Source organism: Cellulosimicrobium sp. TH-20 (assembly GCF_002105775.1).
GTDB classification, from domain to species: domain Bacteria; phylum Actinomycetota; class Actinomycetes; order Actinomycetales; family Cellulomonadaceae; genus Cellulosimicrobium; species Cellulosimicrobium funkei.
This window is the reverse complement of the sequence record NZ_CP020857.1, coordinates 4,214,889-4,234,791: the sequence shown is the minus strand read 5'-3', so window position 1 is coordinate 4,234,791 and position 19,903 is coordinate 4,214,889. Positions and strand designations below refer to the sequence as shown.

17 protein-coding genes are annotated in these 19,903 nt (G+C 73.8%); 5 read left to right on the top strand and 12 right to left on the bottom strand.

Features of this window, described 5'->3' with window-relative positions; translation table 11 throughout:
- Nucleotides 1–61: 61 nt before the first annotated feature.
- From B8281_RS18885 to B8281_RS18875, 3 genes are all read right to left on the bottom strand, one after another.
- On the bottom strand, nt 62–1,393 hold the full coding sequence (locus B8281_RS18885; protein WP_085388511.1) for an ABC transporter substrate-binding protein: 1,332 nt from the start codon (nt 1,391–1,393) through the stop codon (nt 62–64).
- Between the two features lie 110 nt (nt 1,394–1,503).
- Nucleotides 1,504–2,442: a carbohydrate ABC transporter permease gene (locus B8281_RS18880; RefSeq protein ID WP_085388510.1), complete on the bottom strand. Its 939-nt coding sequence runs from the start codon at nt 2,440–2,442 to the stop codon at nt 1,504–1,506.
- 4 nt (nt 2,443–2,446) lie between these two features.
- A complete protein-coding gene (locus B8281_RS18875; protein ID WP_085388509.1) occupies nt 2,447–3,388 on the bottom strand; it encodes a carbohydrate ABC transporter permease in 942 nt (313 codons plus the stop codon).
- A gap of 308 nt (nt 3,389–3,696) precedes the next feature.
- On the opposite strand from B8281_RS18875, the gene B8281_RS18870 reads away from it, so the two are divergent.
- Together B8281_RS18870 and B8281_RS18865 are read left to right on the top strand one after the other, a co-directional pair.
- Nucleotides 3,697–4,698 carry a LacI family DNA-binding transcriptional regulator gene (locus B8281_RS18870; RefSeq protein ID WP_043654319.1) on the top strand — a complete coding sequence of 334 codons (1,002 nt, stop codon included), beginning with the start codon at nt 3,697–3,699 and terminating at the stop codon, nt 4,696–4,698.
- Between the two features lie 65 nt (nt 4,699–4,763).
- Entirely contained in the window at nt 4,764–6,287 is a 1,524-nt protein-coding gene (locus B8281_RS18865; protein WP_085388508.1) for an alpha-N-arabinofuranosidase, read from the top strand.
- A gap of 41 nt (nt 6,288–6,328) precedes the next feature.
- Here B8281_RS18865 and B8281_RS18860 read toward each other — a convergent pair whose 3' ends face one another.
- Complete coding sequence (locus tag B8281_RS18860; RefSeq protein ID WP_085388507.1) at nt 6,329–7,558, bottom strand: ROK family transcriptional regulator; 1,230 nt, start codon at nt 7,556–7,558, stop codon at nt 6,329–6,331.
- A gap of 101 nt (nt 7,559–7,659) precedes the next feature.
- Here B8281_RS18860 and xylA point away from each other — a divergent pair, with 101 nt between their 5' ends.
- Together xylA and B8281_RS18850 are read left to right on the top strand one after the other, a co-directional pair.
- A complete protein-coding gene (gene xylA / locus B8281_RS18855; RefSeq protein WP_186325206.1) occupies nt 7,660–8,850 on the top strand; it encodes a xylose isomerase in 1,191 nt (396 codons plus the stop codon).
- A 1-nt stretch (nt 8,851) separates the two neighbouring features.
- Nucleotides 8,852–10,447 (top strand): xylulokinase, encoded by a 1,596-nt coding sequence (locus tag B8281_RS18850; RefSeq protein ID WP_232322619.1) that lies wholly within the window; start codon nt 8,852–8,854, stop codon nt 10,445–10,447.
- A 104-nt stretch (nt 10,448–10,551) separates the two neighbouring features.
- Here the strand turns inward: B8281_RS18850 and B8281_RS18845 are convergent, their stop codons facing one another.
- Nucleotides 10,552–11,013, bottom strand: coding sequence for a tRNA (cytidine(34)-2'-O)-methyltransferase (locus B8281_RS18845; protein ID WP_085388869.1), 462 nt, complete (start codon nt 11,011–11,013; stop codon nt 10,552–10,554).
- 269 nt (nt 11,014–11,282) lie between these two features.
- Nucleotides 11,283–12,194 (bottom strand): LysR family transcriptional regulator, encoded by a 912-nt coding sequence (locus B8281_RS18840; RefSeq protein WP_085388506.1) that lies wholly within the window; start codon nt 12,192–12,194, stop codon nt 11,283–11,285.
- A gap of 82 nt (nt 12,195–12,276) precedes the next feature.
- Here B8281_RS18840 and B8281_RS18835 point away from each other — a divergent pair, with 82 nt between their 5' ends.
- Complete coding sequence (locus B8281_RS18835; protein WP_085388505.1) at nt 12,277–13,275, top strand: DMT family transporter; 999 nt, start codon at nt 12,277–12,279, stop codon at nt 13,273–13,275.
- Between the two features lie 80 nt (nt 13,276–13,355).
- On the opposite strand, the gene B8281_RS18830 is transcribed toward B8281_RS18835, so the two are convergent.
- The 6 genes from B8281_RS18830 to B8281_RS18805 all read right to left on the bottom strand — a co-directional run bounded on the left by B8281_RS18830 (nt 13,356) and on the right by B8281_RS18805 (nt 19,890).
- Nucleotides 13,356–14,420 carry a hydroxyacid dehydrogenase gene (locus tag B8281_RS18830; protein WP_085388504.1) on the bottom strand — a complete coding sequence of 355 codons (1,065 nt, stop codon included), beginning with the start codon at nt 14,418–14,420 and terminating at the stop codon, nt 13,356–13,358.
- On the bottom strand, nt 14,417–15,604 hold the full coding sequence (locus tag B8281_RS18825) for a dihydrodipicolinate synthase family protein (RefSeq protein ID WP_198163098.1): 1,188 nt from the start codon (nt 15,602–15,604) through the stop codon (nt 14,417–14,419). Before B8281_RS18825 ends, B8281_RS18830 begins: the two co-directional genes overlap by 4 nt.
- The gene (locus B8281_RS18820; protein WP_034652423.1) at nt 15,604–16,662 is read right to left on the bottom strand and encodes an NAD(P)-dependent oxidoreductase; all 1,059 of its coding nucleotides are present in this window, start codon (nt 16,660–16,662) and stop codon (nt 15,604–15,606) included. Before B8281_RS18820 ends, B8281_RS18825 begins: the two co-directional genes overlap by 1 nt.
- Before the next feature lie 8 nt (nt 16,663–16,670).
- Nucleotides 16,671–17,591 (bottom strand): carbohydrate ABC transporter permease, encoded by a 921-nt coding sequence (locus tag B8281_RS18815; protein WP_228485232.1) that lies wholly within the window; start codon nt 17,589–17,591, stop codon nt 16,671–16,673.
- The gene (locus B8281_RS18810) at nt 17,588–18,541 is read right to left on the bottom strand and encodes a carbohydrate ABC transporter permease (protein WP_085388503.1); all 954 of its coding nucleotides are present in this window, start codon (nt 18,539–18,541) and stop codon (nt 17,588–17,590) included. The genes B8281_RS18815 and B8281_RS18810 overlap by 4 nt, the downstream gene beginning before the upstream one ends.
- A 74-nt stretch (nt 18,542–18,615) precedes the next feature.
- The gene (locus tag B8281_RS18805; RefSeq protein WP_085388502.1) at nt 18,616–19,890 is read right to left on the bottom strand and encodes a sugar ABC transporter substrate-binding protein; all 1,275 of its coding nucleotides are present in this window, start codon (nt 19,888–19,890) and stop codon (nt 18,616–18,618) included.
- Nucleotides 19,891–19,903: the final 13 nt, after the last annotated feature.

Genomic DNA, 19,903 nt, shown 5'->3' with positions numbered 1-19,903 from the left:
GAGGTCGTCGGGCCGGCGAGCGAGCGCCGGCCCGACGACCGGGGGTGACGGTGTCAGCGCGTCACTCGTTGACGGTGAAGCCCTGGTCCTTGCCGTAGGTGACCGTGGCGTCCTGCCACGCGGTCAGCCCGTCGGCGAGCGGGGTGCCCGAGACGTAGGCCTTGCCGACGGTGTCGTTGAAGACGGAGTTCGCGTACACCTGGAACGGCAGGTACGCCCAGCCCTCGGCGACGTGCGCGGCGGAGTCCGCGAGGACCTCGTTGACCTTCTGGCCGCCGAAGTACTCGAACTCCTGCTGCGTGAAGTCGTCGGCCTCGAGCTCGGCGACGGTCGCGGGGAACGCGCCCTCGGCGACGCGGGTCGCGATCCCGTCACCGACCGTCGCGTACTCGAGGAACGCCCACGCGAGGTCCTGGTTCTTGCTCGCCGCCGGGATGGCGAGCGAGCTGCCACCGTTCTCGGAGGTGACGTCGGCGCCGGACTCCCACTGCGGCATGGGCGCGACGGCCCAGTCGCCCGAGGCGGACTCGACCGAGGTCTCGAGGTTGCCGCGCATCCAGGCGCCGATCACGAGGCTCGCGATCGACCCGTCGGCGAGGCCCTGGTACCACTCGTCGCTCCACGACGTGACGGGCGCGACGAGGTCCTCGTCGATCATCTGCTGCCACGTCGTCGCGAACTTCTGCGTGCCCTCGTCGGAGAAGTCGACGGTGACGTCGGTCCCGTCGACCTGGTAGGGGCGCCCGCCGGCCTGCCAGATCATGGAGGTCGTGAAGCCGGCGTCGCCCGTGTCGTTGGTGAGGTACGCGCCGGGGTCGGCGGCGTGCAGCGCCCGGGCGGCCTCGACGTACTCGTCCCACGTCGTCGGTACCGCGATGCCGTGCTCGTCGAACACGCGCTTGTTGTAGAAGAGCGCCATCGGGCCGGAGTCGGTCGGCAGCGCGTAGACGCCGTCGCCCTGCGTCACGGCGTCCCACGGGCCGGGCGTGAACGTGCCGTCGAGGTCGTCGGCCCCGTAGGACGAGAGGTCGGTGAGCGCCTCGGAGAGCGCGAACTGCGGGAGGGCGTAGAACTCGATCTGCGCGACGTCGGGCACGCCGGAGCCGGCGGCGATCGCGTTCTGGAGGGCCGTGTACTGGTCGTTGCCGGTGCCGGCGTTGACGATGTCGACCGTCACCCCGGGGTTCTCCTCCTCGAAGTCGGCGGCGACGCTCTCCAGCGTGGGGTCCCAGGCCCACACGGTGATCGTGCCGCCCTCCTCGAGGGCGCTCTCCGCGTCGTCGGAGCTCCCGCCGCCCGACCCGCCGCTGCAGGCGGTGAGCACGAGGGCGAGGACGCCGGTGGCGGCGATGGCGGCGGTCGCTCGGCGCGACCTGCGGGTGATGGGGGACATGCGGGTTCCTCTCACTTCGTCGTCAGACGGGCGGGTGGTGCGTGGGGTGGTGCGGGTGGGGGTGTGCGCCGGGGTGCCGGCGGGTGGGTGGACGGTCCGGCGTCGGACCGTCACTCCTTGACCGAGCCGGCCGCGAGGCCGGACTGCCAGTAGCGCTGCAGGAACAGGAACGCGATCACGAGGGGCAGGATCGTCAGGACCGCGCCGGTGATGACGAGGTTGAAGATCGCCTGCCCGCCCGCGGTGGCCGCCTGGGCGTTCCACGCGTTGAGCCCGAGGGTCAGCGGGTACCAGTCGGGGTCCTTGAGCATGATCAGCGGCAGGAAGTAGTTGTTCCAGGTCGCGACCATGGTGAAGAGCAGGACGGTGACGATGCCGGGCGCGAGCAGCGGCAGGGACACCTGGAAGAACGTGCGGGCCTCGTTGGCGCCGTCGACGCGGGCGGCCTCCAGCAGCTCCTGGGGCACCGACTCGGCGGCGTAGGTCCACATGAGGTAGAGACCGAACGGGGAGATCAGCGACGGGATGATCACGGCCCAGGGAGTGTTCGTCAGGCCCATCTGGCTGAACATGAGGAACGTCGGCACGGCGAGCGCCGTGCCCGGCACCGCGACGGCGCCGATGACGGTCGCGAACACGCCTCGCTTGCCGGGGAAGTCGAACTTGGCGAGCGCGTACCCGCCCATCACGGCGAGGAACGTGGCCCCGCCGGCGCCCACGACCACGTAGAGCAGGGTGTTGGCGAGCCAGCGGACGAAGATGCCGTCGTCGTAGGTGAGCGTCTGGACGACGTTGTCGACCAGCGCGAACTCGCTGCCGAACCACAGCCCGAAGCTGTCGAAGAGGTCGGGCTGGCTCTTCGTCGCGTTGACGACGAGCCAGACGAGCGGGACGAGCGAGTACACGAGCACGACGCCGGTCAGGACGGTGAGCAGCACGCTGCGGCGGGGCTTGTCGGCGGAGTACGCGGCACGCCGGGGCGTGCGGAGACGGACGGGCTTCGGTCCGGGGCGGGACGCGGCGGAGGCCGTGGGGGTCGCGGTGGTCATGGTCTCAGGCCTCCTTGCGCATGCCGCGGAGCTGGACCACGTAGGCGACGATCATCGTGACGACGCCCATGATGATCGCGACCGTGGCCGAGTAGTTGTACTGCTGCCCGGAGAAGGACAGCGAGTACGCGTACAGGTTCGGGGTGAAGTACGTCGTGATCGCGTTCGGGGCGAGCGCCTGCAGGATGCTCGGCTCGTTGAAGAGCTGGAAGGAGCCGATGATCGAGAAGATCGTCGCGATGACCAGCGCGCCGCGGATCGCGGGCAGCTTGATCGCCGAGATGATGCGCCACTGGCTGGCCCCGTCGAGCTCCGCGGCCTCGTACAGCGACGTGGGGATCACCCGCAGCGCCGAGTAGAAGATGAGCATGTTGTAGCCCACGAACTCCCAGGTCACGATGTTGCCGATCGAGGCGAGCACGAGGTCGGGGGAGAGCGGGTTGGGCAGCGAGACGCCGAGCGCGTCGTCGATGTTGCCGACGAGCCCGAACCGCGTGCCGTACATGAAGCCCCACATGAGCGTCGCGACGACGGCCGGGACGGCGTACGGCAGGAAGATCGAGATGCGGAAGAACGACTTGCCGTAGAGCCGGCCGCTGTCGATCGCGAGGGCGACGAGCAGCGCGAGGCCGAGCATGATCGGCACCTGGACCACGAGGAAGAGGCTGACGCGCCCGAGCGCCTCCCAGAACTGCGGGTCCGAGAACGCCCGGACGTAGTTGTCGAGGCCCACGAAGTGCGTGCCGCCGACCATCTGCGTGCGGAACAGGCTCAGGTACAGGGAGTACGCGATGGGTGCGAGGAACACCAGGGCGAACACGGCCATGAACGGACCCACGAAGCCCCAGCCGACCCACGAGCGCCGGTGGCGTCGGGTGCGGGGGGACGAAGGTGCGTCGACCGATGGCAGGGACGCTCCTGCCACGGGTGGGGACGTCGTCGTCATGCTGTGTCCTCGTCGTCGGGGGAAGGGGACGCCGGTCGTCGCCCTTGTTTACGCAAACATCAGCATGCACGACATTCGATGTTTGCGCAAACATCGCTTAGGGTGGTCGACGTCGGCGCGACGGCGCCGAACCAGCGCTGGAGCTGTGCCGCCACTGACCGCGAGGACGACGGATGACCAACCGGCTCGACGACGACGCCCCCGTCACGACGACGGCGCCGCAGCGGCGGACCGCTCCGGTCGCCGAGACGGTCCCCGCCGTCGAGCCGGCCCGGGCCCGCCGGCCGCACGACGTCCGCCGCGTGTCGATGGCCGACGTCGCCCGGATGGCCGGGGTGTCCGCGCAGACCGTGTCGCGCGTCGCCAACGGGCACCCCGGGGTCGTGGAGGAGACGCGCACTCGGGTGCTCGCCGCGATGGCCGAGCTCGACTACCGGCCGAACAGCGCGGCCCGCGCGCTCAAGAGCGGCACGTTCCGGACCATCGGCGTGATCCTCTTCTCGCTCGCGACCACGGGCAACGTCCGCACGCTCGAGGCCATCGCGACGTCCGCGGCCGCCCAGGGCTACGCGATCACCGTCATCCCCGTCGCCGCGCCGACCCAGGGTGGCGTGCACGGCGCGTTCACGCGCCTCGGCGAGCTGGCCGTCGACGCGATCATCCTCCTCATGGAGGTGCACCTGCTCGACGTGGCGCGAGTCAACCTCCCGCCCGGGGTGAAGGTCGTGGTCGCCGACTCCGACGCCGGCGACGCGTACGCCGTCGTCGACACGGACCAGGCGGACGGCACCCGCCAGGCGGTGCAGCACCTGCTCGACCTCGGCCACCGCACCGTCCACCACCTCGCCGGCCCGGAGAGCTCCTTCGCGGCCGAGCGCCGGGCCGTCGCGTGGCGCGAGACGCTGGAGCGCGCCGGCCGTCCGGTGCCCGAGCCGGAGCGGGGCGACTGGTCGCCCGCGTCGGGCTACGAGGCCGGGCGGCGGCTCGCCGAGGACGACGACGTGACCGCGGTGTTCGTCGCGAACGACCAGATGGCGCTCGGGCTCGTGCGCGCCCTGCACGACGCGGGCCGGCGCGTGCCGCAGGACGTGAGCGTCGTCGGGTTCGACGACCTGCCCGAGTCGAGCGAGTTCCTGCCGCCCCTGACGACCGTCCACCAGGACTTCGCCGAGGTGGGGCGTCGGTGCGTCGAGCAGGTCCTGCGCCAGGTGCACGACGGCGTCGCCGAGACCGGGACGCGGCTCGTGCCCACCCGTCTCGTCGAGCGCGCGAGCACCGCACCCCCGCCCGCCGCGGCCACACGTCGCTGAGCGTCGCCCGCGCACCGCAGATCCCCGCCGTCGACCCGTCGGCACCGACCCACGAGACGAGGACCATGATCCACGCACGCATCCAGATCGATCCGGACGACGCCGTGGGCGCCGTCTCTCCGCGGCTGTTCGGCACGTTCGTCGAGCACATGGGGCGCTGCGTGTACGGGGGGATCCACGACCCCGGGCACCCCTCGGCCGACGCCGACGGCTTCCGCGGCGACGTGCTCGAGCTCGTGCGCGAGCTGGGTGCGACGGTCGTGCGCTACCCGGGCGGGAACTTCGTCTCCGGTTTCCGGTGGGAGGACTCCGTCGGCCCGCGCGAGCAGCGCCCGGTCCGGCTGGACGCCGCCTGGCACAGCATCGAGACCAACCAGGTCGGGCTGCACGAGTTCGCCGGGTGGGCCGAGCGCGCGGGGCTCGAGGTCATGATGGCGGTCAACCTCGGCACGCGCGGCGCGGCCGAGGCGGCGCAGCTCCTCGAGTACTGCAACCACCCGGGCGGTACCGCGCTGTCCGACGAGCGTCGGGCGAACGGCGCGCCGGACCCGTTCGGCTTCCGCCTGTGGTGCCTCGGCAACGAGATGGACGGCGACTGGCAGATCGGCCACAAGACGGCCCACGAGTACGGCCGGCTCGCGGCCGAGACCGCGCGGCTGATGCGCTTCGTCGACCCGACGGTCGAGCTCGTCGCGGCGGGGTCGTCGTCGGCCGACCAGCCGACGTTCGGGGACTGGGAGCGCGAGGTGGTCCGCCAGACCGCCGGGCTCGTCGACCACGTGTCGCTGCACGCCTACTACGAGGAGACCCCGGGCGACCTGCCCTCCTTCCTCGCGTCCGGCGTCGGGCTCGACCGCTACATCGCGACCGTCGCGGGGATCCTCGACGAGGAGGAGGCGGCGCTCGGCGACCGGATGCAGGGTCGGCGGCTCGGCATCAGCGTCGACGAGTGGAACGTGTGGTACCTCGACCGCTTCAACGAGCGGGACAAGGAGCCGCTGCTGACGGGCGCGTGGAACGTCGCGCCGCGGATCATCGAGGACGAGTACGCGGTGGCGGACGCCGTCGTCGTCGGGAGCCTGCTCAACTCGCTCGTCCGGCACGCGGACCGGGTCTCGATGGCGAACCAGGCGCAGCTCGTCAACGTCATCGCGCCGATCCGCACCGAGCCCGACGCCGACGCGTGGCGGCAGACCATCTTCTGGCCCTTCGCGATCACGGCCGCCCGTGCGCGGGGCGCCGCGCTGCGCGTCGCCGCGGACTGCCCGACCGTCCCGACCGCCGCGTACGGCGACGTGCCCGTCGTCGACGTCTCCGCGACGACGACCGCCGACGGTCGTGTCGAGGTGTTCTGCGTGAACCGTGACCCGGAGCACCCTGTCGAGGTCACGCTCGCCGCGGGCGGGGTGCGGGCGGTGCGCGACGCCGTCGTGCTGACGGTGCCCGAGGGGCACGACCGGTTCGTGACCAACACGCGGGACGCGCAGCCCGTCCGCCCCGTGCCGCTCGGCGCGCGCGTCGAGGACGGCGAGGTGCGGCTGACGCTCCCGGCGCTCTCGTGGGCGGCGGTCGGGCTCGACCTGGCCTGACGCGGGCCCCTGGGCGCGCACCACCGGCGCGCGCCCGGGGATCAGTCCTCGGCGACCCAGGCGCTCGGGTCCTCGACGACGCCGCGCAGCACCTCGCGCGCGCCGCCCGTGAGCGCGGCGTGGTCGCCGACCGGCGCGGGCAGCAGCACGACGTCGGTCCAGGGTGCGGCGAGGACGCGGGCCCGGAGCTCGGCCTCGGCGGCGGGGCGCAGGTAGGGCAGGAGCGCGGGGTAGATGCCGCCGAGCAGGACGGTGTCGATGTCGACGAGGTTGACGTAGTCGGCGAGCGCGCTGCCGAGCGCGGTCCCGGCGCGCTCGACCGCGGCGAGCGCGTCCGGCTCGCCGGCGTCGAGGGCGGCGACGAGCGCCCCGGTGGGCGCGTCGACGGGCAGGCCCGCGCCGCGCAGGAGCGCGTCCTTGCCCGCGTACTGCTCCAGGCAGCCCGTCGCGCCGCAGCGGCACCGGGGGCCGTGCGGGTCGACGACGACGTGCCCGACCTCGCCCGTCCAGCCGTGGCGGCCGTGGAACAGGCGGCGGTCGACGACGATCGCGGACCCGATGCCCACGTCGCCCGACACGTAGAGGTACGTCGAGGGCGCGGGCCCGGTCGCGTCGTCGGGCACGACGCCGTGGCTCGCCTGGGCGAGCGCGGCGAGCTTGGCCTCGTTGCCGATCTCGACGGCGACGTCGGGGCCGAGCCCGAGGAGGCGGACGGGGTCGAGGTGGGACCAGCCGAGGTTCGGTGCGACCTCGAGCCGGCCGGCGCGCGGGTCGACCAGGCCGGGCAGGGCGAGGCGCGCGCCCGCGACCGTCATGCCGTCGGCGCGGACCTGGGCGAGGAGGTCGTGCGCGATGCGGCCGAGGCGGGCGAGCACCTCGGTCGGGTCGCTGTCGTGGAGGTCGTCGGGGTCGACCTGCTCGGCGACGACGGCGCCGGTGAGGTCGAGCACGCGCCCGCCGAGGTAGTCGACGTTCACCTCGAGCCCCAGACCCACGAGGGTGCGCGGCGCGGGGGCGAGCGGGACGGCCGGCCGTCCGGCGCGCTGCGGGGTGGCGGGCGGCAGCTCGGCCACGATCCCGGCGGCGACGAGGCGGTCGACGAGCGTCGAGACGGTGGCGCGCGTGAGCCCGCTCGCGCCGGCGATGTCGGCGCGCGAGCACGGGTGCGACGCCTCGAACACCGCCCGCGCGACCAGGGCGAGGTTGTGCTCGCGCAGCGTGGCCTGGCGGGCTGCTGGGGGACCCGTCCGGGTCGCGACGCTGCGGTTCACGGTCTTGACCTTACCGACCCGGACGGATAAGTTCAGCCGTACGACATAAATAGGCCGGGGTCGACCGACGTCGCTCCGGCCCTCTCGACGAGGAGACCACCGTGGCCGACGAGACCACCCGACACGACGCAGACATCAACTTCTCCTTCGGTCTGTGGACCGTGGGCTGGACCGCGCAGGACCAGTTCGGCAGCGCGAGCCGTCCGGCGCTCGACCCGGCCGAGTCGGTGCGTCGTCTGGCCGACCTCGGCGCGTGGGGCTTCACGTTCCACGACGACGACGTCGTCCCCTTCGGCGCGGACGACGCCGAGCGCACCAAGCGCCTCGACGCGGTGCGCCAGGCCGCGGAGGACACGGGCCTCGTCATCGAGATGGTGACGACCAACCTGTTCAGCCACCCCGTCTTCAAGGACGGCGGCCTCACGTCGAACGACCGCGGCGTGCGCCGCTACGCGCTGCGCAAGGTGCTGCGCAACGTCGACCTCACCGCCGAGCTCGGCGCCAAGACGTTCGTCATGTGGGGCGGTCGCGAGGGCACCGAGTACGACGGCGCCAAGGACCTGCACTCCGCGCACGAGCGCTACGCCGAGGGCCTCGACCTCACCGCGGCGTACATCAAGGAGAAGGGCTACGACCTCAAGATCGCGCTCGAGCCCAAGCCGAACGAGCCCCGTGGCGACATCTTCCTGCCGACCATCGGCCACGCGCTCGGCCTCATTGCGAAGCTCGACAACGGCGACATCGTGGGCCTCAACCCGGAGACGGGCCACGAGCAGATGGCGGGCCTCAACTACACGCACGGCCTCGCGCAGGCGCTGTGGGCGGGCAAGCTCTTCCACATCGACCTCAACGGCCAGCGCTCGATCAAGTTCGACCAGGACCTCGTGTTCGGCCACGGCGACCTGCTCTCCGCGTTCTTCACGGTCGACCTGCTCGAGAACGGCTTCCCGAACGGCGGCCCCACGTACACGGGCCCGCGCCACTTCGACTACAAGCCGTCGCGCACCGAGAACGAGGTCGGCGTGTGGGACTCCGCGCGCGCCAACATGGAGACCTACCGCCTGCTCGCGCGCAAGGCCGCCGCGTACCGCGCCGACAGCCGCGTCCAGGAGGCGTTCGCGCACTCGGGCGTGTTCGAGCTCGGCCAGCCCACGCTGGGCGAGGGCGAGTCCGTGGCCGACCTGCTCGCGGACCGCAGCGCGTACGAGGAGTTCGACGTCGACGCCGCGGCGAACCGCGACTTCGGCTTCGTGCGCCTCAACCAGCTCGCGCTCGAGCACCTCATCGGCTGAGGTGGCCACCGACGCCAGGACGTCCGACGCCGGCGGCGAGCGCGTGCTCGTCGCCGGCGTCGACACGTCCACGCAGTCCTGCAAGGTCGTCGTGCGCGACGCCGCGACGGGCGCCCTCGTGCGCACCGGGTCGGCCAAGCACCCCGACGGCACCGAGGTCCACCCCGACGCGTGGTGGGACGCGTTCCGCGAGGCCGCGTCCGCGGCGGGCGGGCTCGACGACGTCGCGGCGCTCGCCGTCGGCGGCCAGCAGCACGGTCTCGTCGCGCTCGACGCGGACGGGAACGTCGTGCGCGACGCGCTCCTGTGGAACGACACGCGCTCGGCGCCCGCGGCGCGCGACCTGATCCGGGAGCTCGGCGAGGCCCGCCTCGCCGAGGGCGTCCCCGACGCCCACGACCGGATCGAGTCCGCGACCGAGGCGGGCGCCCAGGCGTGGGCCGAAGCGATCGGCTCCGTGCCGGTCGCGTCGCTCACCGTGACCAAGCTGCGCTGGCTGCGCGACGCCGAGCCGGAGAACGCGGCGCGCGTCGCCGCCGTCGCGCTGCCGCACGACTGGCTCACGTGGCGCATCGCGGGGTACGGCCCCGCGGGCGACGAGTCCGCGCCGCTCGGGCCGGACCTCGACGCGCTCGTCACCGACGCGTCCGACGCGTCGGGCACCGGCTACTACGACGCGACGAGGGACGACGGCCCCGACGGCCGGGGCGCGTACCGCCTCGACCTGCTGGAGCTCGCGCTCGGACGGACCGACGTCGTGCTGCCGCGCGTCGTCGGGCCGTCGGCGACGGCGGGCGTCGCGCACCCCTCGGTCGCTGGGAGCGCGGTCGAGGGCGGCACGCTGCTCGGCCCCGGCGCGGGCGACAACGCCGGTGCGGCGCTCGGCCTCGGCATGGTCGCGGGCGACGTCGCGGTGTCGATCGGGACGTCGGGCGTCGTGTCGGCCGTGACCGACGACCGCACGGCGGACGGCTCCGGCCTCGTCAACGGGTTCTCCGACGCGACGGGCCGGTACCTGCTGCTCGCGGTGACGCTCAACGCGAGCCGGGTGCTCGACGCCGCGCGCGCGGTGCTCGGCGTCGACCACGCGGGGCTGTCGCGGCTCGCGCTCCAGGCGCCTCCCGGCGCGGACGGGCTCGTGCTCGTGCCGTACCTGGAGGGCGAGCGCATGCCCAACCGCCCTGACGCTTCCGGCACGCTGCACGGGATCCGGCTCGGCACGTCGACGCCGGAGCACCTCGCGCGCGCGTACGTCGAGGGCATGCTGTGCGGCCTCGCGGACGGGCTCGACGCGCTGCGGGCGCTCGGCGTCCGGGTCGAGCGCGTGCAGCTCATCGGCGGCGGCGCGCAGTCCGAGGCGGTCCGGCGCATCGCGCCGCAGGTCCTCGGCCTGCCCGTCACGGTCCCCGAGCCCGGCGAGTACGTGGCCGACGGCGCCGCGCGCCAGGCGGCGTGGGTCCTCGCCGCGCACGAGGCGGGCGGCACAGGGGCGGACGTCGCCCCGCCCACGTGGGCCGCGTCGTCGGCCACGGTGGTCGAGGCAGACCCGGTCCCGGCGATCCGCGAGCAGTACGCGGCGGTCCGCGACCTCGTCTAACCCCACCCCCGCTGAGTGCATGAAACAGTCGCGCCCGAGGCCTTCGGGCGCGACTGTTTCATGCACTCACGGTGCCGGGGCGGTGGGCCGGTCGGGTGCCACGGTCAGGAACCGCCCGCGAAGCCCGTCTGGCGCCACGCCTCGTAGACGGCGATCGACGCCGCGTTGGTGAGATTGAGCGACCGGCGACCGGGCAGCATGGGGATCTTCAGCTGGTCCGTGATCCGCTCGTGAGCCAGCACGTCGTCGGGCAGGCCGGTGGGCTCCGGGCCGAACAGCAGGACGTCGTCGGGCCGGTACGTCACGTCGGTGAACGACGCCGTCGCGCGGGTCGTGAACGCGAACACCCGGCCCGGGAGGGTCGCCAGCGCGGCGTCGAGGTCCGGGTGCACCTCGACGCTCGCGAGGTCGTGGTAGTCGAGCCCCGCGCGGCGCAGCTTGGGCTCGTCCAGGTCGAAGCCCAGCGGCTCGACCAGGTGCAGACGCGCCCCGGTCACCGCGGCGAGGCGGATCGCATTGCCCGTGTTCCCCGGGATGCGCGGCTCGAAGAACACCACGTGGGGCAGGGTCGACGGCGGTCGTGCAGCCGGGTCGGCGACGTGCGGCCGCCAGTCGGTGCGGGGGTCGGGGGTCTCGCTCACGCCCCCGATTCTCGCAGCGCTGCGAGGGAGGTGCGCCCCCGCGAGGTAGAGCCCTAGTTCCCCGGGGAGTGGGCTGGTCCTGCGAGGTAGAGCCCCGGTGGCGCGAGGTAGAGGTGTGGTGGCCCGCCGCGGGCGACCACGCCTCTACCTCGGCGGACCAGGGCTCTACCTCGGCGGCCGGGAGGTGTCGGGCCTCAGCGCGCGGCCGGGACGACGGCGCCCGCGCGCGCGACCGCGCGCAGCTCGTCGAGCACCGCCCGGGCGGGCGGCGTCGAGGCGGCGGCGTCGCGCACGACGGCGTAGACCGACCGGACGGGCGCGGGCCGCACGACCGGGACCGCGACGAGGCCGGGCGGCAGGTGCACCGCGCCGAGCCGCGGCAGCACCGTGATGCCGATGCCCGCGCCCACGAACGCGACCGCCGTGGGGTAGTCGTGGGCCTCGACGTGGAACGGCGGGCTGAACCCCGCCGCGGTGCACGCCTCGACGAGGTTGCGGCGGCACCAGCCGCGCGCGAAGTCGTTGTCGACCCAGCGTTCCGTCGCGAGCGCGGCGATCTCGACCTCGGGCTGGCCGGCGAGCGGGTGGTCGGCGGGGAGGACGGCGACGTACGGGTCGTCCAGCAGGTGGTGCGCCCGGAACCCCGTGCCGGGGACGAAGGCGGGCGACGCGACGGCGATCTGCACGTCGGCGCGGGCGTCGGGATCGTCGGGGATGGCCTCGCCCAGGGAGAGGTCGAGCCGGACCCCGGGGAACTCGGTCGTGAGCCGTCGGACGACGCGCGGCAGCCACGCGGAGCCGGCGGAGGCGAAGTACATGAGAGACAGGGTCCCGGTCCGCCCGGCGCGCAGGTCCGCGACGACGGCCTCGACCTCGCCGAGCCGGGCGAGCACGCGGTCGGCCTGCGCGGCGAGCTCGAGCCCGGCGGCCGTCGGCCGGACGCCCCGCCCGGCGCGCTCCAGGAGCGCGAGCCCGGTCTCGCGCTGGAGCGCGGCCACGTGCTGGCTCACCGCCGACGGCGTGTACCCGAGGTTGGCGGCGGCGGCCTGGACCGAGCCGCTCGCGACGACGGAGCGGAAGATCCGGAGACGGTGCACGTCCAGCATCCCCTCACGCTACAGCCGTACTGCATCGAACGGTAGGAACACGTGCTGGTGCTGAACGGTGCGGCGGGGCGACGATCGACCCGTGACCGCACCCGAGACCTCGACGACGACACCCGTCGGCTCCGCCCGGCCGGGCCTGCCCTCTGCCCGCGGACCGGCCCGTCGCACCGGGCTGCCCGTCGTCCTCGCGGTGGCCGTGACCGTCGTGCTGTGGGCGTCGGCGTTCATCGGCGTGCGCGCCGCCGGGCACGACTACGCGCCCGGGTCGCTCGCCCTGGGCCGCCAGCTCGCGGGCAGCCTCGGGCTCACCGCCGTCGTCGCCGTGCGGTGGCTGCGCAGCGGGCACCGGCCCGTGCTGCCCCGCGGCCGCGTGCTCGCGGGCGTCCTCGCGTGGGGCGTCGGCTGGTTCAGCCTCTACAACCTCGCGCTCAACGCGGCCGAGCAGCACCTCGACGCCGGCACGACGGCGCTCCTCGTCAACGTCGCGCCCGTCCTCGTCGCGGTGCTCGCGGGCCTCCTGCTCGGCGAGGGCTTCCCGCGGCGACTGCTCGTCGGCATGGCCTCGGCGTTCGCCGGGGTCGCGATCATCGCGGCCGCGACGTCCTCGGGCGAGCGCGACGTCGTCGGCGTGGCGCTCGGGCTCACCGCCGCCGTCCTCTACGCCGCGGGTGCGACGTCGCAGAAGCGCCTCCTCGCGCACGTCGACGCCCTCACGATGACGTGGGTCGGGTGCCTCGCGGGCACGGTCGCGCTCCTGCCGTTCGCCCCGGCGCTCGCGGCCGACGCCGCCGCGGCGCCGCCGTCGTCGACGTGGGCGGTCGTGCTGCTCGGGCTCGGCCCGACGGCCGTCGCGTTCACGACGTGGGGCTACGCGCTCTCGCGGCTCAGCGCGGGCCGGGCCGCGGCGACGACGTATCTCGTCCCGCCGCTCGTGGTGGTGCTCTCCTGGCTCGTGCTCGCGGAGGTCCCGGCGCCGGTCACCTTCGCGGGCGGCGCGCTGTGCCTCGCCGGGGTCGCGGTCGCGACCCTCCCAGGGCGGCGGGTCGCCCCGGTGCCCGCGGTGCCGGCCGCGCGAGCCTGACCCGCTCCGGCCGGTCCGACCCGGTCCGACGTACCCTGCCCGCCCGGTGCGACACGCTCCGACCCGGCCCCGCCGCGGGCTCAGCCCATGCGGTCGAGGTCGGCCTCACGCACCTCGTGGACGAGCGGCTCGCCCGCGCGGAAGCGCTCGAGCTCGTCGACGACGATCGCGCCCTGCGCGAGCCGGCCCTGCACGGTCGCGGCGGCGTGGTGCGGGGTGAGGAGCACGTTCCGCAGGCGGCGCAGCGGGTGGTCCTGGGGCAGCGGCTCGGCGTCGTAGACGTCGAGGGCGGCGCTGATCCGCCCGCTCGCGAGCTCCCGGACGAGCGCGTCCTCGTCCGTGAGCCACGACCGCGCGGTGTTGACGAGGCCCGCGTGGTCGGGCAGGAGCGCGAGCTCGCGTGCGCCGAGCAGGTGGTGGGTCTCGGGCAGCACGGGTGCGTGCAGCATCGTCACGCGGCTCGTCGCGAGCAGCTCGTCGAGCCCGACGAGGGTCGCGCCGAGCGCGGCGGCGTCGGCGGGGGAGAGGGTCGGGTCGGCGACCACGACCTCCGCGCCGAGCGCGCGCAGCATCGCGATCGCCGCGCGCCCGGTGCGCGACGCCCCGACGACGCCGACGCGCGTGCCCGCGATCTCGTACCGCGGGGGTGCGGCCTCGGCGTCGGCCCACGGGACGCCGTCGTGCAGAGCGTTGTGGAACGCGGGGACCTGGTGGAGCAGCGCGAGCGCGAACGTCACCGAGACCTCGGCCACCGGGCGTGCCATCGCCTGGCCCGCCTGCGTCACGCGGACCCCGCGCTCCCACAGCGCGGGCGTGACGAAAGGCTTGACGGAGGCGCCCGAGTGCGCGACGAGCCGCAGGCCGGGGAGCCGGTCCAGGAGGTCCGCGTGCAGGGGCGGCGTGCCCCACGAGATGACGAGCGCGTCGACGCTCTCGCGCGCCGCGGGGCTCAGCCGGTCGAGCGCGGCGCCGAGCGCGCGCGGGTCGTCGACGACGTCGAACGGTCCCGCGCCCGCCAGGCGCTCCCACACGTCGGGCGCGAACAGCTCGGTGCGCAGCCACGGCGCGACCGCGACGACCGCCCGGGCCGCCTCGGCTCCCGGACCGGGGCCAGCGACGGTCTCCGGGCCGGGCGCGCCGGTCATCGCAGCCAGTCCTCGAGGTGCTCCGCGACGAGCGCGTCGTCCGCGGCCGCGAGCCAGGGGTACGACGCCGTCACGCGCGTCAGCTCGTCGGCCTGCCCGGGGGAGAGGGTCTCGTCCGGGTCGAGGCACCAGATACCGTCGAGCAGGCCCTGGCGGCGCAGCACCTCGTGGACGCCCGCGATGACGCCCGCGAAGTCGTGCGCCGCGTCGAAGACGGCCGCGTTCGCGTCGGTGAGGCCGGCCGCGCGCGCGGTGAGCGTCGCGAGGGCGGCGGCGTCGGGCACGGTGGCCCCGCCGTCGGGACCGATGCCGTGCGCGGCGTGCGCGAGGGTCAGCGTCTCGACCGCGCCCCGGGTCCAGACCGCCCACTGCCCGAGCAGGCCGCCCACGAACCGCGCCGTGAAGGTCGAGGCGCGGCCCTCGGCGTCGGTCACCGGGACGTCGAGGCGCTGCGTGAGGTCGGCGACGATCGCGTCGTCGTTGCCCGTGTACAGCGCGATCTCGTCGCCGCGACCCGACGCGGCGACGCCGCGCAGCACGTCGATCGTCCGGTAGCGGTGGAACGGCGCGGCCTTGATCGCGACCACCGCCTCGATCGACGCGTACTCGCGCCAGAAGCCGACGGACAGGCGCGGGCCGCCGATCGCCTCCTGGAGGTAGAAGCCGATGACGGGCAGGACCTCGCCGACGGCGCGGGCGCGGTCGAGCAGCACGCGCTCGACCTCCTCGCGCGAGCCGGTGAGACCGGGCACGCGCGGCGCGAGCAGCACCGCGTCGTAGCCGAGCGATGCCGCGAGCTCCGCCTCCGCGACGGCCTGCCGCACGTCGCCGGCCGCGCCCGCGACCTGGACGAGCGGGCGGGGCCCGGTGTGCAGCGAGCCCGCGGGCGCGTCGCCCGCGACCGTCGCGCGCGACACCTCGGCCGCGAGCTCGAGCACGGGCCGCAGGAGCCCGTGCTCGCGGATCTCGAACTGCGTCGTGTGGACGCCGACGGCCACGCCGCCCGCGCCCGCCGCGTGGTAGTACCGCGTGAGCGCGCGCTGGCGGCGCTCGTCGAGGCGGCGGTCCGCGTCGAGCGCGAGGGGCTGGGCCGGGATGACGGTCCCCGCGCGCAGGAGCGCGGCGACGTCGTCGGCGAGGCGCGGGGTGGCCGGCGCCGCGGCGGGGGTGGTGGGGGCCGTCATCAGAACGCCCCGTCGCGCACGGCGAACTTCGTCGGCTTGCCGCTCGTCGGCAGGCCGGCCGCGAGCCACTGCGCCTGCCAGTCCACGAGCGTGCGCAGCGGCACCTGCGGGTAGCCGAACAGCTCGTGGCAGCGCGTCGCGTCGTTGAGCAGCGCCGTCGGGGCGGGCTCGCCCGTGAACGACACCTCGCGGTCGAGGCCGCGGCCGAGGAGCTCCGCGAGGCGCCGCACCGACGCCGTCTCCGGGCCGGTGAGGTTGATCGCCGTCGCGGGCGACGATGCGAGCGCGAGCGAGCGCAGCGCGACCTCGTTCGCGTACCCCTGCCACACGACGTTGACGTGCCCGGTCGTGAGGTCCACGGGCTCGCCCGCGAGGATCGGCGACGCGACGTCGAACAGGACGCCGTAGCGCAGGTCGACGGCGTAGTTGAGGCGGATCGTCACGACCTTCGTGCCGCGCGAGAGCGCGGCGTGCTGGAGCACGCGCTCGCGGCCGAGGCAGCTCATCGCGTACTCGCCGACCGGCCCGACGGGGTGCTCCTCCGAGCACCCGCCGGACTCGACGGGCACGAGCGGGTAGACGTTCCCGGTGGAGAACGCCGCGATCGTGGAGTCGGCGTAGCGGCGCGCGACGTCGTGCACGAGGGCCGCGTTCGCGGCCCACGCGAGCGACGGCGCGGACGACGTGCCGAACTTGGCGCCCACCATGTAGACGACGTCGGCGCCGTCGGGCAGGGCGGCGAGGTCCGCGTCGGGCGCGAGCAGGTCGGCCGCGACGACGTTCACCCCGGCGTCGCGCAGGCGGTCGGCCTGCTCGGGGTCGGACCACCGCGAGACGGCGTGCACGGCGTCGCCCGTGCGCCCGGCCGCGTCGAGCGCCCGGCGGGCGAGTACGGTCAGGCTCGGGCCCATCTTCCCGCCCGCGCCGAGGATGACGAGGTCGCCCGAGCGGGCGGCCAGGTCCTCCACGAGGGCGGGCGACGGCGTCGTGAGCAGCTCCTCGAGCTCCGCGACGGACGTCGGGGCCTTCAGGGCGGTGGTGCTGGTCTGCGTGGTCATGTGGTGAGTCATCCCTTGATGCCGGACGAGGTGACGCCCTCGACGAAGAAGCGCTGGGCCACGAGGTACGAGGCGAAGATCGGAACGAACGAGATGGTGGCGCCCGCGAGCACCATGTTGAGCGGCACGTCCTGCTGCTGGAGCGAGGCGATGCCGACGGTCAGCGTCCAGTGGTCGGTGCCCTGGCCGATGATGAGCGGCCACAGGAAGTCGTTCCAGTGCCACAGGAAGACGAACGTGCCGAGCGTCGCGAGGATCGGCTTGCACAGCGGCAGCACGATGCGCAGGAAGATGCGCCACTCCGAGGCGCCGTCGAGCTTCGCGGCCTCGAACAGCTCGTCGGGGAGGTCGAGGATGAACTGCCGCATGAGGAACACGGCCTGCGCGTTCGCGAGCGTCGGCAGGATCAGGCCCCAGTACGTGTCGAGCCCGCCCGCCTGCGCGATGAGGATGAACGTCGGGATGAGCGTCACGTGGTACGGGACCATGACCATCGCGAGGAACGACCAGAACATCGCCTCGCGCCCGGGGAACTTCTTCTTCGCGAACGCGTAGCCGGCCATCGACGCGAGCAGCAGCACCGCGACGACGGACACGACGGAGTACACGAGCGTGTTGACGAGCCAGGTGCCGATGTTGCCCGCGCCGAGCACGCGGCCGTAGGCCTCGGTCGTGAGGTTCGTCGGCAGGAGCGACGCGGGGAAGTCGATCGCGGCGGCCGGCTTCAGCGACAGCACGACCATCGCGTAGAACGGGAAGATCGTCACGACGGCGGCGAGCGAGAGCACGGCGTAGCGCAGCACCTTGCCGCGCAGCGACAGGTCGCTCGCGCCCTTGCGGCCGCGCCGGCGGCGGGTCGCGGTGGGGCGCACGGGCATCGCGGCGCCCTCGAGCACCCGCCCGGTGGTGGTGGGGTCGACGGCGGTCACTTGTCCCTCCCGATGGCGTAGCGCTGGAGCAGGGCGACGACCAGCGTGACGACGAACAGCGCGACGCCGAGCGCGCTCGCGTAGCCGAGGTCGAAGTACTTGAAGCCCTGGTCGTAGATGTAGAAGACGAGGTTGTAGCTCGCCCGGGCGGGGCCGCCCGCCGTCATGACGTAGACGAGGTCGAAGATCTGGAACGACGCCGTCGTCTCGATGACGGCGAGGAAGAACAGGGTCGGCTTGAGCTGCGGCGCGATGATGAACCAGAACCGCTTCCACGGCCCGGCGCCGTCGATCGCGGCGGCCTCCTCGAGCTCGCGCGGCAGGTCCTGCATGCGCGCGAGGAGGATGAGCATCCCGTAGCCGAAGCGCGACCAGATCGCGACCATCGCGAGCGCGGGCAGCACGAGCAGCGTGTCGCCCAGCCAGGAGTCGGTCGAGAACCCGAGCGCGCCCATGAGCTTCGACCACGGGCCGTTCGTGGAGAACACCCACGTGAACACGGTCGCGGCGAGCACGAGGCTCGTGACCACGGGCAGGAAGAACACCGAGCGGTAGAAGCCGGAGCCGCGGAACGAGCGGCGCACCATGAGCGCCATGAACGTCGAGATGGCGAGCGACACGGGGACGATGAGCACGCTCAGCACGACCGTGACGCGCAGCGCCGACCAGAAGATCGGGTCGTCGACCATGCGCCGGAAGTTCTCGACGCCCGTCCACTCGGCGCCGACGCCGATGGTGTAGTCGAAGAAGCTCAGCGCGACGCCGGCGATCGCCGGGCCGAAGCGGAACAGCAGGAACAGCAGGAACGCGGGGAGGGCGAACAGCAGGCCGATCCTCGCCTCTCGGCGCTCCAGGACGCGGCGGGTCGTGCCGCGCGGGGGCTTCGGCGCCCGGCGCCGGTCGGCCCCGTCGGCGGTCAGCCCGTCCGAGGTGGGGGCGGTCGCGGTCATGGGTTCTCCTCTCGTACCGCGAGGTACCGCGGCGCGGGCAGCAGGGGGGACGGCTGCCCGCGCCGCGGCGTCGGTCAGCCGAGCAGCGGGTTCGCCGCCGCGGCCGCGTCCTTCAGGGCCTGCTCCGGCGTCTTCTCGCCGATGAGCGCGGCCTGGAGCTCCGGGGCGAGCACGCCCATGACCTCACGGGACTTCTCGTTGACCTCGCCCGCGGTCGTGTACTGGAGCGTCTCCTCGAGCGCGGACAGCACCGCGTCGTCGGCGTACAGGCCCGACTCGCTCTCGTACGGCGAGAACCAGCCGGCGGCCTTGGCGTACTCGGCGCTCACCTCGGGCGAGGTCGCGAACGCGGCCCACTTGCCCGCGGCGTCGAGGCTGTCCGCCGTCTTGAGCACGGACAGCGAGCCGACGGTGCCGAACGCGACCGCCTCCGCCTCCTTGAGCGGCGGGAGCACGACGACGTTCTCCTCGCCCCAGAAGCCCGCGACGTCGGCCGGGCCCTGCTGCCAGGTGCACGCGATCTTGCCCTTGGCGGTGTTCGTCTGCTCGAACGCGGGGATGGTCGTCAGCAGGTCCTTCTCGATGTACCCGCCCTCGGCGAGGTCGACCGCGAACTGCAGTGCCTCGACGCCCTCGGGGGAGTCGAACGCGACCGACGAGCCGTCCTCGGAGAACACGGACCCGCCCGCCTGCCACAGCAGCGGGTAGAAGGACTCGTTGAGCGTCGCGTCGACCGAGCCCCAGTAGTTGGTGACGTCGTAGCCGGCGGCCTGGAACGTCGGCGCGAGCGCCATGAGGTCGTCCCACGTCTCGGGGTAGTTGCCCGCCTCGCCGACGGCCTCGAACGCCGCGGCGTTGCACACGAGCGGCTTGCTGTTCATGATCAGCGGCGATCCGAGCATCGCGCCGTCGACCGTGACGGCCTTCGACGCGTTCTCGCGCAGGTCGCCCACCTGGTCCGTGACGTAGTTGTCCACGGCGGCGAGGGACTGGCCGTACTTCGGGATCTGGTCCGGGATGAGGTAGACGACGTCGGGGCCCTTGTTGCCCGCGATCGCGGTCGCGAGCGTCTCGTCGCGGCCGGCCCACGGGTAGATCTCGACCTTGACGTCGACGTCGGGGTTCTCCTCCTGGAACGCGGCGACCTGCTCGTCCCAGAAGGCCTTGTGGGCGGCCTCGTCGGCGATGACGGGGTAGGTCCACATGGTGACGGAGCCGGACGCGGCGCCGTCCTCGGGCGTGGGGGTGGAGCTGCCGGCGCCGGCACCGCCGGCGCAGGCGCTCAGCGCGCCGAGCGTGCCGACCGCGAGCGCGGCGGTCCAGAGGCGCTTCGTCGTGCGCAGGGTCATCGACGTGTCTCCT

Coding starts and splice junctions, on each gene's coding strand:
- B8281_RS18885 (WP_085388511.1), bottom strand. CDS start 1,393: ATGTCCCCCATCACCCGCAGGTCGCGCCGAGCGACCGCCGCCATCGCC.
- B8281_RS18880 (WP_085388510.1), bottom strand. CDS start 2,442: ATGACCACCGCGACCCCCACGGCCTCCGCCGCGTCCCGCCCCGGACCG.
- B8281_RS18875 (WP_085388509.1), bottom strand. CDS start 3,388: ATGACGACGACGTCCCCACCCGTGGCAGGAGCGTCCCTGCCATCGGTC.
- B8281_RS18870 (WP_043654319.1), top strand. CDS start 3,697: ATGGCCGACGTCGCCCGGATGGCCGGGGTGTCCGCGCAGACCGTGTCG.
- B8281_RS18865 (WP_085388508.1), top strand. CDS start 4,764: ATGATCCACGCACGCATCCAGATCGATCCGGACGACGCCGTGGGCGCC.
- B8281_RS18840 (WP_085388506.1), bottom strand. CDS start 12,194: ATGCTGGACGTGCACCGTCTCCGGATCTTCCGCTCCGTCGTCGCGAGC.
- B8281_RS18830 (WP_085388504.1), bottom strand. CDS start 14,420: ATGACCGGCGCGCCCGGCCCGGAGACCGTCGCTGGCCCCGGTCCGGGA.
- B8281_RS18825 (WP_198163098.1), bottom strand. CDS start 15,604: ATGACGGCCCCCACCACCCCCGCCGCGGCGCCGGCCACCCCGCGCCTC.
- B8281_RS18820 (WP_034652423.1), bottom strand. CDS start 16,662: ATGACCACGCAGACCAGCACCACCGCCCTGAAGGCCCCGACGTCCGTC.
- B8281_RS18810 (WP_085388503.1), bottom strand. CDS start 18,541: ATGACCGCGACCGCCCCCACCTCGGACGGGCTGACCGCCGACGGGGCC.
- B8281_RS18805 (WP_085388502.1), bottom strand. CDS start 19,890: ATGACCCTGCGCACGACGAAGCGCCTCTGGACCGCCGCGCTCGCGGTC.